Source organism: Novosphingobium sp. BL-A-41-Hi4B-X5A (assembly GCF_055521705.1).
Map to the genome: position 1 here is coordinate 1,662,548 of NZ_CM145500.1, position 16,175 is coordinate 1,678,722.

The 16,175-nt window shown below is 64.1% G+C and carries 14 protein-coding genes; 3 read left to right on the forward strand and 11 right to left on the reverse strand.

The annotated features are described in order from the left end of the window. Positions 1-47 precede the first annotated feature (47 nt). Positions 48-689, forward strand: coding sequence for a maleylacetoacetate isomerase (gene maiA / locus ACZ1JY_RS07985; protein ID WP_465128937.1), 642 nt, complete (start codon positions 48-50; stop codon positions 687-689). Positions 690-818: 129 nt separating this feature from the next. Beyond that, a complete protein-coding gene (locus tag ACZ1JY_RS07990) occupies positions 819-1,913 on the forward strand; it encodes a helix-turn-helix transcriptional regulator (protein ID WP_465128938.1) in 1,095 nt (364 codons plus the stop codon). 37 nt (positions 1,914-1,950) lie between these two features. On the opposite strand, the gene ACZ1JY_RS07995 is transcribed toward ACZ1JY_RS07990, so the two are convergent. The 8 genes from ACZ1JY_RS07995 to ACZ1JY_RS08030 form a co-directional block, all read right to left on the reverse strand. After that, a complete protein-coding gene (locus ACZ1JY_RS07995) occupies positions 1,951-4,152 on the reverse strand; it encodes a TonB-dependent receptor (RefSeq protein ID WP_465128939.1) in 2,202 nt (733 codons plus the stop codon). A gap of 23 nt (positions 4,153-4,175) precedes the next feature. Then, positions 4,176-5,411 (reverse strand): serine hydrolase domain-containing protein, encoded by a 1,236-nt coding sequence (locus ACZ1JY_RS08000; protein WP_465128940.1) that lies wholly within the window; start codon positions 5,409-5,411, stop codon positions 4,176-4,178. Between the two features lie 250 nt (positions 5,412-5,661). Further along, positions 5,662-6,504, reverse strand: coding sequence for a TorF family putative porin (locus ACZ1JY_RS08005; RefSeq protein ID WP_118073168.1), 843 nt, complete (start codon positions 6,502-6,504; stop codon positions 5,662-5,664). A 247-nt stretch (positions 6,505-6,751) separates the two neighbouring features. Continuing rightward, positions 6,752-8,281, reverse strand: a complete 1,530-nt coding sequence (locus ACZ1JY_RS08010; protein WP_465128941.1) for a SulP family inorganic anion transporter — start codon at positions 8,279-8,281, stop codon at positions 6,752-6,754. Further along, positions 8,278-8,973: a carbonic anhydrase gene (locus tag ACZ1JY_RS08015; protein WP_168905217.1), complete on the reverse strand. Its 696-nt coding sequence runs from the start codon at positions 8,971-8,973 to the stop codon at positions 8,278-8,280. The genes ACZ1JY_RS08010 and ACZ1JY_RS08015 overlap by 4 nt, the downstream gene beginning before the upstream one ends. 117 nt (positions 8,974-9,090) lie before the next feature. After that, complete coding sequence (locus ACZ1JY_RS08020; protein WP_465128942.1) at positions 9,091-10,398, reverse strand: ATP-binding protein; 1,308 nt, start codon at positions 10,396-10,398, stop codon at positions 9,091-9,093. Beyond that, entirely contained in the window at positions 10,398-11,120 is a 723-nt protein-coding gene (locus ACZ1JY_RS08025) for a response regulator transcription factor (RefSeq protein WP_039331775.1), read from the reverse strand. Before ACZ1JY_RS08025 ends, ACZ1JY_RS08020 begins: the two co-directional genes overlap by 1 nt. Positions 11,121-11,343: 223 nt before the next feature. Continuing rightward, positions 11,344-11,691: a DOPA 4,5-dioxygenase family protein gene (locus ACZ1JY_RS08030; RefSeq protein WP_465128943.1), complete on the reverse strand. Its 348-nt coding sequence runs from the start codon at positions 11,689-11,691 to the stop codon at positions 11,344-11,346. A gap of 174 nt (positions 11,692-11,865) precedes the next feature. Between ACZ1JY_RS08030 and acs the strand changes: the two genes are divergently transcribed. Beyond that, a complete protein-coding gene (acs, locus tag ACZ1JY_RS08035) occupies positions 11,866-13,815 on the forward strand; it encodes an acetate--CoA ligase (protein ID WP_465128944.1) in 1,950 nt (649 codons plus the stop codon). 39 nt (positions 13,816-13,854) lie between these two features. Here the strand turns inward: acs and ACZ1JY_RS08040 are convergent, their stop codons facing one another. Genes ACZ1JY_RS08040 through ACZ1JY_RS08050 form a run of 3 tightly spaced genes read right to left on the reverse strand, consistent with a single transcriptional unit; the run spans position 13,855 to position 16,122 of the window. Continuing rightward, entirely contained in the window at positions 13,855-14,148 is a 294-nt protein-coding gene (locus ACZ1JY_RS08040) for a polyhydroxyalkanoic acid system family protein (RefSeq protein ID WP_168905213.1), read from the reverse strand. Continuing rightward, entirely contained in the window at positions 14,148-14,903 is a 756-nt protein-coding gene (locus tag ACZ1JY_RS08045; protein WP_465128945.1) for a hypothetical protein, read from the reverse strand. Before ACZ1JY_RS08045 ends, ACZ1JY_RS08040 begins: the two co-directional genes overlap by 1 nt. Positions 14,904-14,910: 7 nt before the next feature. Next, the gene (locus tag ACZ1JY_RS08050) at positions 14,911-16,122 is read right to left on the reverse strand and encodes a toxic anion resistance protein (RefSeq protein WP_465128946.1); all 1,212 of its coding nucleotides are present in this window, start codon (positions 16,120-16,122) and stop codon (positions 14,911-14,913) included. Between the last annotated feature and the right edge of the window lie 53 nt (positions 16,123-16,175).

The following is a 16,175-nucleotide window of genomic DNA, read 5'->3' on the forward strand; positions in this document are numbered from 1 at the left end:
CTAGCTTGGTCTTGGGCGATACCACCGGCATGACTGGTGGACGACTCATGACTGACCCATTGATCCTGCATGGTTTCTGGCGCTCTACGGCGACGTGGCGCGTACGCATCGCGCTTGGCCTCAAGGGGCTCGAATGGCGGGGCGTAGCGCACGACTTGCGGGCGGGCGAGCAGAAGGCGCCGGACTACGTCGCGCTCAATCCGCAAGGGTTCGTGCCTGCGCTGGTCACCGGGAGCGACGTCCTCACCCAGAGCCTTGCGATCTGCGAATATCTGGACGAGCTGCATCCCCAGCCCCCGCTGCTGCCGGCAACGCCGCTGGAGCGCGCCAAGGTTCGCGCCGCGGCGCAAGTCATCGCCTGCGACATCCACCCGGTGCAGAACCTGAAGGTGCTCAAGATGCTGCGGCGGCGTGGACTGGACGAAAGCGAGACCAATGCCTGGGCAGCCGAGGTTATCGAAAGCGGACTGAATGCCTTTGCCGCGCTTATCGCGGACTTCGATGGTCCCTACTGCTTTGGCGATCAGCTTACGCTGGCCGACGTGGTGCTGGTGCCGCAACTGGGCAATGCACGCCGCTTTGGCGCAAGGTTCGACTTCGGGCGGATTGCCGCGATCGAGAGCGAATGCATGAAGCTTGCCGCCTTCGCGTCTGCAGCGCCGGAGCGGCAGCCCGATGCGCCATCGTGACGCAGCAGCGGCATGGCGCGACAGACCACTTAGCCGAAACGGTATCGCCGGACCGCAAACTCGGTTAAAGCCACGGCATGCCCTGAAACGGAGAACGATGGGCAGCGCGAAGAGGAGTGCGAGCCGAGGGTGAGCGACAACGATCTCGTTGCGGCCATGTACGGCGCGGTCGGCGAGGATGCTCGCTGGACCGAGGTCCTCGACGCGATCAAATTGCGCCTGGGCGTGGCAAGCGCGGTATTCCAGCGGCTGATAACCGACGGGGACGATCTGGTGCCGGTCACCAGTCTGCGTGACACCTGGTCTACCCAGGAAGCCAAGACGCACGACACCTGGGCCAATTCGCCCCTCAACCCGCGGTTTCGCCGCGACACCGAACCGCGCGGGCAGGACGAGATCGAGAGCGACCAGCGCAGCATTGCCCTGACGGCAAGCGATCGGGAAGCTCTCAGGCGCGGCCTTGCGGGCTGTGGTCTTGGCGCAGGGTTCTGGCTCGGCTGCAAGACCGTGCCGGGCGAACATACGACGCTGATCTTTCATCGCCACGCTGGCGACGGGCGCGACATGACTGAGGAAGACCTGCACTTCCTCAACCTGCTGCTGCCGCATTTCCGGCAGGTCTCCAGACTGGTGACGAGCATGGCAGGATACGAGGCGCGCCTCTCGGTTGCCGAGGCCTTCATGGACTCCACCAGTCTGGCGCTGGTCGCCTGCGACACGGATCTCGGCATCCACTGGATGAACGCTGCTGCCGAGGCGCTTATCGATGCCTTGCCACAGGTCACCCAGGAGCGCGGCAGATTGCGGTTTGGCGCGAGCGAAGCCACCGGCGTTGTCCGCGCCGCGATTGCGGGAACGCTGGGCGATACCTGCCGCGTGCCCGGTGAGCAGCCAGCCGAAGTCCTGCACTTGCGCGTGCTGCGCCGCGATGCGGCAGACAAGCGCAAATGGGGACGCAACCTTGCCTTGCTGGCGCTGTGCTCGCCCGGCACGGCTCCCCGGATCGATGCAGCCGAAGTGGCCAGCCTGTTCGGGCTGACGATGGCCGAAGCGACCCTGACCGCGCACCTTGTCGGGGGGATGACGGTCAAGGACTACGCATCGCATCGCGGCATTGCCGAGGGCACCGCGCGCATGCAGCTCAAGAGCGCGCTGGCCAAGGCGGGCGTTGGCAGACAGGCCGATCTGGTGCGGCAGGTGTGCCAGTCTCTTGCCAGGTTGTGAGAGGCCGGAACGGTCCTTCCGCTCCGACCTCTGCGCGTCAGAAGGTGACGTTCAGCTTGACCCCGTACTCCCGCGGTGCGCCGTAGAACTCGTTCGAGTTCAGCTGGCCGGTGATATAGTCCTTGTTCGTCAGGTTCGTGCCCCAGGCCTCGAGCTTCAGCCTGTCGTTTATCCTGAGCGTGACGATGGCCGAGAGCAGGCCGCGCGGGTTGAGGCGGTCCGACAGCGGCGAATAGCCGATATAGGTGAACTGCTCACCGACATAGGCATAGTTCACCCGCGGCGTCAGCGACATCTCCCCGCCGAGCGGAATCTCGTAATCTACGCCGCCACCCCATGTCCAGCGCGGCGCATAGAGGTTGGGGCCGCCGCCGGTGGTCTGGATGAACGGCGTGTAGTCAAAGCAGACCGGGGGGTTGGATGGCGCACCGGTCGCGCATTGAGGGCCAAGGGCTGCGCCGCCGAACGTCCGGGTGTTGACGAAGGTGACGCTGGCCAGGTCCGAGTCCACATAGGCCACGTTGGCATCGAAGCCGAAGCCGCCGAAGCGCCCTTGCACCTGCGCCTCAACACCCTTGATCTCGACGGTCGAGATGTTCTCGACGCCGGCAAAGCCGGTGGTGGGTTCGACCACGTTGAACTGGAAGTTGGCGTACTTGTTGTAGAAGGCGCTGACCTGGGTGCGGATGCGGTTGCGCAGGAAGGCGGATTTCCACCCTGCTTCATAGCTGATCACGCGCTCCGGATCGAAGTTCGAGGTGGGCGAGTTGAAGCCGCCCGGCTTGTACCCGCGTGCGACGAGCGCATAGAGCAGGTTGTCGGCATCGACCTTCCAGTTGAGCGCGAACTTGCCGGTGGCCAGCGAGTCCTTGTGGCTGCCAGCCAGCGATGCAACCGAAAGCCCGTTTGGCGGGAAGTCGGGGATGCCCCTGCCGATCTTCACGTCGCCCTCGCCAGTGGCCTTGTAGGTGGAATACCGCGCGCCAAGCTGGGCTTCGAGACCAGGGACGATCTCGTAGTTGCCCTGCGCGAAGAGGCCGGTGGTGGTGCGCTGGTTGCCGCCGATGATGTCGGTGCGGAAGCCCTGCTGGTCCTGCAGGATGCGGATCGCAATGTCGTTGCGCTGGAAGTACCCGCCAAGAATCCAGTCGAACCGGCCCTCGGTCGGCGAGATGATGTTGAATTCCTGCGTGTAGACCTTTTCGCCCGCGAAGTAGTCTTCGGCAATGCCGCCCGGTCCCGCCGAGGCATCTAGGTCGTTCAGGGCCTTGATGCGCTTGTGCTGATAGCCGGTGACCGAACGCAGGGTGATGCCGCTGGCCAGTTCCTGGCGAAGTTCGAGGCTGGCCTGGAACGCCTTCTGCCGCTCTGCCACAGGCGTATCGAAGCTGATCGTGCGGATATCGCCCACGCGGAACGCGTCGTAGGGCGTACCGAGGATCGGGCGATAGGCATAACCGCCCGAATCACGATCGTTGAACGAGACCTTGGCGACGGCCTGGAACCAACCGGGCTTCCACATCGCGGTCAGGCGTCCACCGCCTTCGCGCAGCCTGCCGGCCTGGTTGGATACGGGGCCGACGCTGGTGTAGAAGCTGTCGCGGTTGCGATAGAAGCCTGCGGCGCGGAAGCCGAAGGTATCGGACACCGGCAGGTTCACTGCACCTTCGGACTGGACCGAGTTGTAATTGCCGGCACCGAACACGGCATAGCCGCCAAGGCCTTCATCCAGCAGCGGGTTCTGCGTGTTGATGAAGATTGCGCCGCCGGTGGAGTTGGAACCGACCAGCGTCCCCTGCGGCCCGCGCAGCACTTCGACACTGGCAAGGTCGTAGAAGCTGTTGGCCTGCACGATCGGTGGCTGGAACAGGCCGTCGACATAAGTTGCGACACCTGCCGTCACGCTTGGCGAATTGCTGGCAAGGCCGATGCCGCGAATGTTGATCGACTGGGTGATGCCACCATCGGAAATGGACAGCGCAGGGCTGGCATTCTGCAGGTCTGCCAGATTGGTCACCGCCTTGTCGGCCAGCGCACTGGCATCGAAGGCGGTTGCGGAGACGGCGACGTCCTGGAGCTTTTCCTTGCGACGCTGCGCCGTGACGATGATCTCGCCAACGCCCTCGCTCGCTTCCTCTGACGCGCTGGCCGTATCCTGCGCCGCTTGTGCAAACGCGGTGCCCGGCTGGGTGACAAGGGCAAGCGTCATCGCGCAGCCCAGTAGATACTGAGTCTTCATGGTATCCTCCCTCTTGTTATTGCTTACGGTGCCGGCTTCCATGCAGAGGCGGCGGCAAGGAAGGCCATGGTTTCCTGTCCGACGCTGCCTTCCATGGGCGGGAAGTAGCTCAGCTTGACCACCACGGTCCGGCTGGCGGGATCTACGTAGACGTACTGACCCTGCAGTCCGATTGCCGAATAGGCGGGCGAATTGGCCATGGTCCACCACTGGTAGCCATAACCGCCTTCCGGTCCGTCCTCGGGACCAGCCGGAGCTTGGGCCACCTTGACCCAATCCTCGCTGACAACGCGCTTGCCGTTGGCCATCCCGCCATTCAGCATCATCTGCCCAAAGCGCGCCCAATCGCGCAGCGTGGCGTTGAAGCCTGCGCCGCTGAATTCGCGTCCTGTGCCGGGCTGGCCATCCATGATGTAGAAGCCATCGGCCTCGGTGCCGAGCGGCTCCCACAGCTTGCGCGCGGTGAAGGCCGCCACCGAACCACCGCTGACCCGTTCGATCAACCAGCCGAGCACGGCGGTGTCGATGGTCTTGTAGGCGAAGACTTCACCGGGCTTCGACTTGCGCTTGATGGTACGGGCGACATCGGCAAAGCGCGCAACGTTCTTGACGAGCGCGTTGATATGGTTGCTCGCCGCGATGCCGGGATTGGCGAAGTCGTAGCGCTCCTCGTAGTCGACGCCGGAGCGCATCTGCAGGATCTGGCGGATGGTCACACCATCGTAGCCGCTGCCTTTCAGTTCGGGCAGGTAGCGCACGATCTGATCATCCAGCGAGCCGATCAGCCCATCGGCAAGCGCCGCGCCGACAAGGGTCGAGGTCAGCGACTTGGTCATCGACCAGCCCATGAAGCGCGTGCGCTCGTTCGAGCCGTTGCGATAGATTTCGGTGACGATCCGCCCGTCCTTCATGATCAGGAGAGCGTTGGTGTAAGTGCGCTCGAGCGCCTGCTCGGCGGTCCAGGTCTTGCCGCCGAATGCGTAAGTGAAATCCATCGGGCGCTCGACCTTGGGCAAGGCCCACGGTGACCCGGAATGCGCGACCGTGCGCGTGGTGAACAACTGATCCATGTTGCGGAAGGCAAAGCTGTTCACATCGGCGTCGTTCATGCGCCAGCGCATCACCTGCGTTGCCACCGGCACGTCCGAAGCAGGGCCGGATTGCAGTTGCGCGGGCAATTGTTGCTGGGCCTGAACCGGCATCGGCAGTGCCAGCAACCCGGACAGCGCGGCTGCGGTCAGACGAATGGCAAGAGTCATCGTGAACTGTCTCCCTGGTGGACGACTCGCATCGGTCATCCTCGGGATATGGCTAGGCCTCGCTGGTCCGCGGCGCATGAACCATTTGGTATATGCCATAACAATTTTCACGCCCACCGGCAGGGTCGGACGGAATGGGTAAGCACTGCTGGAAGTGCGGTCCGCGCAGTAAAGAGAAAGCCCTCCCCTCCGCATCGGAGAGAAGGGCTTTCGTCAATTATCGTCAGGTAGCGGCCAGGGGCCGCCCCGATCAGAAGGCGACAGTAGCCGAAACGACCACGCGCGAACCGGCGATCGACGAACCATCCTTGGTCGAGGAGAAGTTCGGCGTCAGGTAGTTGAAGTCGGTCGGGTTAAGGTCGGTATCGACATAGGCCACGCCGAGCGTGACGTTGCCGAGGGTGTAATCGGCACCGACCAGCCAGTCGACATAGTCACCGGTCGGCGAAACCGAGGTGCCTTGAGGGCCAAGGCCCTTGTTGCCACCGTTGGTGTAGCCAATGTGGCCCTTGACCGTCAGGCCGGTGTCGGGGATGCCGGCCGAAAGGTCGGTCCAGACATAGACGTTGTCAGCCTTGGCACCGGGATTGTCGTAGACGCCGGTGGCAGCCGAAGCGCCCGAGTTGTACCACTGGCCAAGCGCTTCCTGCTTGGGAGCATAAGCCACGCCGACGAGGACGTTGGCCGGACCGACGGCGCTCGACACCTTGACATAAGGCTCGGCGAAGTCGGTGTTGTCGAGGCCGCCCGGATACATGTACCAGGTCAGGCCGACATCGACCGTCACGCCGCTGATCTCGGTCTTGTAGCCGCCGATGATGTCGAGTTCCATGTTGGAACCGGCGAAGGTGCCCCAGCCGGCGAGGTTCGAACCCCAGGTGCCGACATAGAAGCCGCTTTCATGCGCCACGGTGACGCCGGCTTGAACTGCCATTTCCTTGTCGGTCATCGAAACGCCGCGGAAACGGTAGTCCGAAACGAGAGCTGCGCTGCCCGAAACGGTGATGGCGGGGGTTTCTTCCTGCGCGAAAGCCGGAGTCGCAAAAAGTGCGAGGGCGACAGGTGCCACGGCTGCGGCGAGACGGGTCTTCATACGGAACGCTCCCTGGATAGGTTATCACGTTCCACCTGCGTCTGCCGTGCGAGCGCTTCTCAAAGACGGAGCGACGTCACTGCAGAGCCAAAAGTAATACACGCCGTTTTGCTGCACTGCAAGATAGATTCTTCCGTCAAATGGCAAGAGTCGGCAATTTCTGCCGACTCTTGCCATCTGGCGCGCAACAAGAGGGGGTGGGCCGTCGCGCGCGTCTTGATCCCAACGCTCTGAATCGAGCGGGGTTTCAGGCGTGTGCCAGCGTCTTCAGCAGGGGCGCGGGGCCAGAGACGGTCACCGCATCCCCCCGCTGCTTGCGCCGTGCCAGCCACTCCGTCAGCATCTCGGCCGTGGTGTGGTCCATCGCATGGACACGGTCGAGGTCGACGTGAACGGGCTTGGCAACCGGGACCTGCTCGAGAGCGTTGGTCAGCCGCGTCAGCCCCAGGAACGTGGCCGCACCTTCCAGTTCAAGGCGCACGGTTTCGCCCACGGTCTGCTCGCCGACACGGAAGCGCAGGTTTCGCAGGTGCGGAACAAGCTCGAGCGCAGACAGGGCCAGACCCACCAGCACACCGGTGAGCAGGTCGGTCGTCACCACGAGCGTAAAGGTCGCGACCCAGATCAACGCGGGCATGAAGCCATGCACCTCGAACAGGCGACGAACCTGCTTGAGACTGACCAGCTTCCATCCGGTGACCACCAGAACCCCGCCCAGCGCCGCCATAGGCACTTCGCGCAGGATGAACGGCAGCAGGGCCACGAAGCCGAGAATCCACACCCCGTGCAGCACCGCAGACGTGCGAGTCATCGCGCCCGCCTGCACGTTGGCCGAGCTGCGCACGATCACGCCTGTCATCGGCAGCGCGTTGACCACGCCGCACAGCAGGTTGCCGACGCCCTGCGCCCGCAGCTCCTTGTTGTAGTCGGTCCGCACGCCATCATGCATGCGGTCAACCGCTGCGGCCGAAAGCAGGGTTTCGGCGCTGGCGATGAAGGCGATGGCAATGGCTGAAACGATCAGCGAGCCGTTGGTCAACGGGGTGAGGAAATCACCGCCGGGCAGCGCAAAGGCAGCGCCGATCGAATCCGGAACGGCAATGCGCGCCACGTCGAGCCCGAAGCCCCAGGCCACGCCCGTCGCCGCCAGCACGCCAAGCAGCGCGCCCGGCACGAGTCCAAGCCTTGCCGGCTTGAGCTTTTCCCACGCCAGCATCGTGCCGATGGTGAGCAGGCCGAGCATGAGTGCAAGCTCGGTCGACCGCAGATCGAACGGCGTCAGGCCGAGCACGCGCGCGGGCATCATGGCAAGATTGTCGATACCGTTGGAGAGTGGCTTGGCATCGAACAGGATATGGAACTGCCCGATGACGATCAGGGCGCCGATCCCGGCCAACATGCCGTGGACCACTGCGGGCGAGATTGCGCGGAACACGCCGCCCAGCTTGGCGACGCCCGCAAGGAGTTGCAGGGCACCGGCCAGCACCAGCACCGGTCCGAGAGCAGATAGGCCGTTATCACGGACGAACTCGAAGACGATTACCGCAAGGCCGGCGGCCGGACCGCTTACCTGCAGCGGCGAACCGGCGAGCAGGCCAACGACGATGCCGCCGATGATCCCGGTAACAAGTCCCTTCTCAGGCGGCACGCCCGACGCAATGGCGATGCCCATGCACAAGGGCATGGCAACAAGGAACACCACGATAGACGCGGTGAAATCGCGGACGAAGTAGCGGGAAATCCCGCCACCGGCGCCGTCGGCAGTCGCGGCTGTCATTCTGCGGCCTCGGCGATCCAGGCGTCGAGGACGCGGCGCGAGCGGGCTGGAAGCGCCACTGGCAGCGGCTTGTCTTCGCGCAGCGGCACGAACTCACCGGTCTCGCCGTCGAGACCAAGCACCATGCCGGCGCTGATGTCGACGAACCAGCCATGCAGCGACATTTCACCCTTTGCGATGGCTGTCGCCACCGAAGGATGCGTGCGGAGGTGGTCAAGCTGAACAATCACGTTCTGCAGGCTGACCGCGCGGACGCGCTCGTCAGTGCCTAGGTGGGGCGAGCAGCTGGAGACCACGCTTTCCGCCGCCGCGCCATGGCGCAGCCAAGCGACCACGTTCGGCATGCCTTCAGGCAGCGCCGGCGCGGAGAGCGCCTTCATCGCGCCACAATCTGAATGGCCGCAAACGATGATGTCCCGCACGCCCAGCGCCATGACGGCGTATTCTACGGTCGAGGTCACGCCGCCGTTCATGGTGGCGTAGGGAGGAACCATGTTTCCGGCGTTGCGGCAGACGAAAAGCTCGCCGGGTTGGGCCTGCATGATCTGCTCGGGAACGATGCGGGAATCCGCGCACGAAATCATCAGCGCCTTGGGTGACTGTCCCTCGCTGACAAGCTTGCCGAACAGTTCGCGGCTGTCGGGGAAGATGGTCTTTTCGAAGCTGAAGACGCGGCCGATAAGCTCGTTCACGGTGCTGGACCTTTCACTAGACTCGACAACCGACTGAGGTCGCCCGGAAACTAGTCAAAGTATGTGCCGCATCTTTCCGCATGAGCGCGGGTGTGTAACGAACTGTTTCGCAACCTTTCAGTTCGTCGCCAACGGGAAACGGACCGTGACGCGGAGGCCCCCAGTGGGCCGATTGCGCAGTAGCAAGGTGCCATTATCCAGCTGGATTGCCCGCCGCACGATGGCGAGGCCAAGGCCCATGCCCGGCGTATCGCGGGCGCGCGCAGTGTCCAGCCGGACGAATGGCTGCAGAACATCGTCGATGCGCTCGGCCGGGATGCCGGGGCCATCGTCGTCGAACTGGAGCTCGGCCGCGCCGTCGACGCGCTGCACGGTAACCCGCACGCTGCCCGCGTAATGCAGCGCATTCTCGATCAGATTGGAAAGAGCACGGCGCACCGAGACGGGGCGCGCCATGATCTCTAGGCTTTCGAGACCGTGGAAGGTGGCATCGGCGCCATTGTCGGCGGCGGTATCCACCAGCGTCTGCGCCATCACCGCCACATCGATGCGTTCGGCCGGCAGGCGGCTCCCGCCGGATTCGACGAAGGCCTGCAGCGATTCAAGCATGTGCCGCATCTCGCCGAGGTCAGCGCTCATGCCCTCGCGCGTTTCCTCGTCGAGATCGAGGCTTTCAACGCGCAGTTGCATGCGCGAGAGCGGGGTGCGCAGATCATGCCCGATAGCCAGCATGGACTGCGTGCGGTTGGTCATGGATTCATAGACGCGCTGCTGCATCTCGTTGAAGGCATGGATGAGGTCGCGCACTTCGGCGGTGCCCTGTTCGGACAGCAGTTGCGGCGGTCCCGAACCGACGGTCTTCGACGCCCGGACCAGGGTCCGCAGCGGCGCCAGTGTTGCCCGGAACAGCACCCAGGCAAGCAGGACCAGCGCAAGGGTCGGCATCATCAGCGTGAGGATGCGCCCGGCATTGAGCGTCCAGGCATCGCTGGCGTAAGTCTGGAACTGCACGATACTGCGGTCAGGCAGGGTGAGCGATCCAGTGATGTTGCCGGCAACGGCCACCGGCTTGAGATGCAGTTGCAGGTCGGCCCGGCCAAGTTCGGGGGCGTCTTCTATGATCTGTTGGCGCAGGCGCGACAGCTGGATCGACCCGCCCGGACGATTGCCGGACGGCTGCCAATCAAGCGCGAACCGCGCCGAGCTGAGGTCCTTGGCAACTTGCCTGCGTTCAGTAACCGGCGCGCGCTCGATCGCGCGGGTGGCGATGATCAGATTCTCGGCAACGCGCGCGGCGTCGTCTTCGCGCAACGCGAACTGGCTGGCACGATCGAACAGCAGGGTATTGGCCGCAAAATCGACCAACGCGACAAGCAGCAGGATCGCCAGAAGCCGCTCGGGCAGGCCAAAGCGGCGCGACAGCATCAGGCGCGCTGCACTTCGGCCTTGAACATGTAGCCCACGCCGCGAACCGTTACGATCGGAGCATTGCCTCCAGCCGCGGAAAGCTTGCGGCGCAACCTGCTGACCAGCACGTCGACGCTGCGATCCGAACTGTCGCCCAAGCGGGTGCGCGAAAGTTCGATGAGGCGCTCACGCCCGAGCACGCGCTGGGGCTGGCCGATGAAAGTGGCCAGCAGATCGAATTCAGCCCCCGTCAGGTCCACCATCGCGCCGCTGGGCGAATGCAGTTCGCGCCGGGCCATCGACACGGACCAGCCGTCAAAATGGATGTCGCCGCTGCGGCTGCCCGTATCGCCAGCGGTATCGGTGACGGCGTTGGCCCCGCGACGCAGTACCGCGCCGATCCGGGCCACCAGTTCGCGCGTGCTGAACGGCTTGGGCAGATAATCGTCCGCGCCGAGTTCAAGCCCGAGGACGCGATCCTCTTCGCTGCCGCGAGCCGAGACGAAGATGATCGGCACGTCGCTTTGCTTGCGCAGGCGGCGGAACAGCTCGATCCCGCTCGTTCCCGGCAACATGATGTCGAGCACGACCAGATCGGCCGGCTCGCTTTCCAAGGCCACCCACATTTCTGCGCCAGTGGCAGCAGTGCGGACATTGTAGCCGTTTTCCCGCAAGGCACGCGCGGTCAGCGTCCGCAGCGGCCCGTCGTCTTCCACAAGTACGATTGATGGAGATTGCATAAAGCTCCGGCGCGGTTGCAGCAACACGGTGCACGATAGCAGCGACGCCCGTGGTGCCAAGGTTGAAGAACAGGCACTATGGTGACGTTTGCTGGGGAAAAGCGGCGGTTTGGCGCCCTGTTTGCGCCTGCCCGATCCGTTCGCCCCCGCAGATCGACATGTTCTCTAGCTGAAGGCAGCGTTTTGCGCGCGACGGGCGGCAATGCGACAAAATGTTGCTGATTTACATTTTTGACTGAATTGATCCGAATTGAGCAAGGTTCAGGGCCTCGCTATCGCCCAACCACATGACATGGCGGGTGTGATCGTCCAGGTCATTGCCGCTGTTGCCGTGGCAGAAGATCGTGAAGTGTCCGCGATTTTCCATCATCCAGGCGATGGCAGCACCGATTCGCTCTGCCGGGATCGTCATCTGGCACGACCCACGCGGATGCGGCCCGACCGGGCGGGCGTGCACGCGCCCCATCGCAACGCCAAGCTCGTCGCGCATTCTCATGCACAGCCCGCCGGCTTCATCCGCCTCTGCAGGATCGAAATAGACGTGCGCGTGGTAGTCGGCAAAGGTTTGCATTTGCTGCTATTGCGTCAAGCGCTTGCCAATCGCAACATCGTGCTGCCAAGGGCTTACGGAGCGGCTTGCCGCTTCGGCGGAGTCGGCGGATATCTACGACTATTGTCCAAAAGCCCTAGCGGCCGACACAGGTTACACACGCGGGCAAGAGAAAGTTTCGAGGAGGGTTTGAACATGGGCGAAGCAGTCTATCCGGTCCCTGCAGAATGGGCCGAAAACGCCCTTGTCGACGAAGCGGGCTACTTCGAGATGTACCGCCAGTCGGTCGAAGATCCCGAAGCCTTCTGGGCGGAACACGGCAAGCGGCTCGACTGGATCAAGCCTTTCACCAAGGTGAAGAATACCTCGTATCATGAGGCCGATTTCGGCATCCGCTGGTTCGAGGACGGCACGCTCAACCTCTCGGCCAACTGCCTTGACCGCCATCTGGAAACGCGCGGCGACCAGATTGCCATCCTGTGGGAGCCGGACAGCCCGACCACGCCCCACCGCGAAATCACCTACCGCCAACTGCACGAACAGGTCTGCCGCTTTGCCAACCTGCTCAAGGCGCAAGGCGTCAAGCGCGGGGAGCGCGTGACGATCTACCTGCCGATGGTGCCCGAAGCCGCCGTCGCCATGCTTGCCTGCGCCCGCATCGGCGCGATCCACTCGATCGTCTTTGCCGGTTTCAGCCCCGACGCTCTTGCCGGCCGCATCGTCGACTGCGACAGCCGCATCGTTCTCACCGCCGACGAAGGCCTGCGCGGCGGCAAGAAGGTCCCGCTCAAGGCCAACGTCGACGAAGCGCTCAAGCAGTGCCCCGGCGTCGACAGCGTGATCGTGCTGCGCCACACCGGTGCCGACGTGCCGATGGTCGAGGGCCGCGACGTTGACTGGGCCACGGGCGTTGCCGCGCAAAGTGCCGACTGCACGCCTGAGGAAATGAACGCGGAAGATCCGCTGTTCATCCTCTACACGTCCGGCTCCACGGGCAAGCCCAAGGGCGTGCTGCACACCACTGGCGGCTACTCGGTCTGGGCCTCGATGACCCACCAGTACGTGTTCGATTACCGGCCCGGCCAGATCTACTGGTGCGCAGCGGATATCGGCTGGGTCACCGGCCACTCCTATGTCGTCTACGGACCGCTCGCCAACGGTGCGACCACGGTGATGTTCGAAGGCGTGCCCAACTTCCCCGATCCCAGCCGCTTCTGGCAGGTGGTCGACAAGTTCCAGGTCGAGATCTTCTACGGCGCCCCCACCGCCCTGCGCGCCCTGATGCGCGAAGGCGATGAATGGGTGAAGCAGACCAGCCGCCAATCGCTGCGCCTGTTGGGCTCGGTGGGCGAGCCGATCAATCCCGAGGCGTGGGAATGGTATCACAAGGTCGTGGGCGACAGCCGCTGCCCGATCGTCGACACCTGGTGGCAGACCGAAACCGGCGCGGCGATGATCACGCCCCTGCCCGGCGCCACGCCGCTCAAGCCCGGCTCGGCCAGCCGTCCGTTCTTCGGCGTGAAGCCGGCGTTGGTCGACAACGATGGCAATTTCCTTGAAGGCGCGACCGACGGCTGCCTTGTCATCACCGATAGCTGGCCGGGCCAGATGCGTACGGTCTGGGGCGATCACCAACGCTTCTTCCAGACCTATTTCAGCACGTTCAAGGGCCTCTATTTCACCGGCGACGGCTGCCGCCGCGACGAGGATGGCTACTACTGGATCACCGGCCGCATCGATGACGTGATCAACGTCTCGGGCCACCGCATGGGCACGGCCGAGATCGAAAGCGCGCTGGTCGCCCACGCCAAGGTTGCCGAAGCTGCCGTCGTCGGCATGCCGCACGACATCAAGGGCCAGGGCATCTATGCCTTCGTCACCTGCAATGCCGAGGTCGAGCCGGATGAGGCGCTGCGCAAGGAGCTGATCCAGTGGGTCCGCCACGAGATCGGCCCGATCGCCACGCCCGACGTGATCCAGTTCGCCCCGGGCCTGCCCAAGACCCGCTCGGGCAAGATCATGCGCCGCATCCTGCGCAAGATCGGCGAGAATGACATGTCGAACCTTGGCGACACGTCGACGCTGGCCGATCCCAGCGTGGTCGACAACCTCGTCGCCAACCGCCCGCAACTGGAAAAGGCCTGATTGATCAGGGGCGCGGCCTTGATGGCTGCGCCCTCGGCTTCAAGTCAGCAGCTTGCCGCTCTTCTCGCGGATCACGCCTTCGATCATGCGCTTGGCAAAACCGAGGCTGGCGGGGATGTCGACCTCGACCACCAGTTCCTTTTCGGCCAGTTCCACCCCGCAATCGAGCGTGTAGCCCATCGCGCTGACGGTCATCACCATGTGGTCGTCGTCGGTGAAGGTGGTCTTCACCTCTGCCATGCCGTCAGCCTTGGCCGCGGCCTGCGCCGCCTTCTCGCGCAAGCGCCGGCGCGCTTCGTCACGGTCGAGCGAGTGGGGAATGGCGATGCGCATCAGTTGACCTTCGGGGCTTCGAGCTGGGGCGCCGCCTCTAGACCTTCCCCGTAGCGATAGTCCAGATAGCGCCCGCGCACGGCGAGCGCATCGAGATCGCCCGCCGCCAGCTGCCGGGTGATCTCGTCGATTTCCTTGGATATCTTGCCAAGACCATCGGCAAGCTGCTGATCGGCATTTCGCCCGCCGCGCTCTTCGCGCCGCAAATGGGGCGGAATCTTGCGCCAGCTTTCGACCATGCCCGGCAGATGCTCGCCCACCAGCTTGCGCACTTCGACGGCGGCAGGTTCGGCCGGATCGATGCCTTCGAGCTGAACCCCGAGGCCATCGAGCTGCACGCCGATCTGGTCCACCAGTTGCACCGCAGGTGCGGGCAGCGCGGGCCGCTGGGCCTCGAGCCACAGTTCGGTCCGCCCGACCATCGTCCGCACATCGCCGGTGTTGAGCGCCGACAGATCAGGCACCTTCATCTTCGGATACTTCGCGAAGAATGCCAGCGCAGCGACGATCGCCAGGCCCAGCACCATCACACCGAGAATGCCGATGCCGTCGAGGATCATCCCCGCAACCATCGCGCCCACCAGCAGCACGCCGACCGACATCGCCATGCGTGCGGCCTTCTTGCCGAAATGCTGTCGCTTCAGTTCGGCCGAACGCTGACCGATGCTGCGCCGTCCGCCCGCCTGCTGGCGCACCAGCGAGGAGCGCGCTTCGGCAAGGATACGGTCGCTGTCATGTGCCGAGGAATTGGCCATGCGCCGCTCAACCCTCCAGCGTCAGCAGCGGCGAGGTTTCCGGCCCCGCCAGCTTCGCTTGCGCGGCACCTTCGGCGCGCGCGATATAGCCCTTCGACTTCTCGACCTCCCCCGACAGCGTGTTCACCGTCTGCTTCATCGCATCGAGAGCCTTGAGCTTGAAGGTGTCGATCGTGTCCATCGTGTCGTAGATGTTCTGGAAGGCGCGCTGCAGCGTCTCCAGCGGGATCGTGCTTGAAGCCGCCATCTCGTGGATCTTGCCGGTCTGTTCGCGCAGCAGCTTGCCGGTACTGTCGATCATGTTCGCGGTCGTGGTGTTGAGCGCGGTGATCTGTTGCAGCACCAGCCGCTGGTTGGTCATCGCCTGCGCCACGGTCACCGCCGTGCGCAGTGCCGCAACCGTGGTCGTGCTGGCGCGGTCCACGCCCTTGACCAGTTCGACGTTGTTCTTCTTGACCAGATCGAGCGCGAGATAGCCCTGCACCGTTACCGCCATCTGCGTCAGCAGGTCCTGCGTGCGCTGGCGCGTGTAGAACAGCGCAGATTCGCGGATCGCCTTGGCCTTGGCAGGCTCGGTATGATCGAGGTCGGCGGCAGCTTCCTCAAGCTTGGCGTCGAGCGTCTTGGAGATGTGGATCATCTGCTCCAGATTGCCCATCGCTTCCCACAACTTCTGGCGCTCCACGTCGATCCCGGCGTTGTCCATGAGCAACTCGTCCTTGCCCGAGGCAAGGCGTTCAAGGATCGCCTTGATGTGCCCTTGGGCCGAAGTATAGCCATCGAAATACTTCTTCAGGCTGTTGCCGAACGGGATGATGCCCAAAAACTTGCGGCCCGAAGACAGGTTGCCCTGCCGGCCGGGATCAAGGTCCTCGATCGTCCGGCGCAGCGCGGCAAGATCAGCGCCGACGCCGCTGTCCTTGTCCATCGCGCGGATCGGCCGGTCGAGAAACCGGTTCGACATGCCCGCCGCCTGCGCAATCTCCTTGCGGCCCATGTTGGTCAGCTGGTCGACCTTTTTGCCGAATTCCGGGCTCTGCGCATCGACCGAGATCAGGTCGGCCACGAACGCATCGACCTTGGCCTCCAGCTTGGATCGGTTCTCGTCCGACACCGGCACCAGTCCGGCGGCCTGCGCGGGGGCAACCACCGGCACCGGATCGGGCGGGGTCAGGCTGATCGGGGTCATCGTCGCGGTTTCGGTGGGGGTAGAAGCCATCGTGCTGGGACTTTCGGAATTGAACGCGTTCAACATGCTATCTTGGCAACATG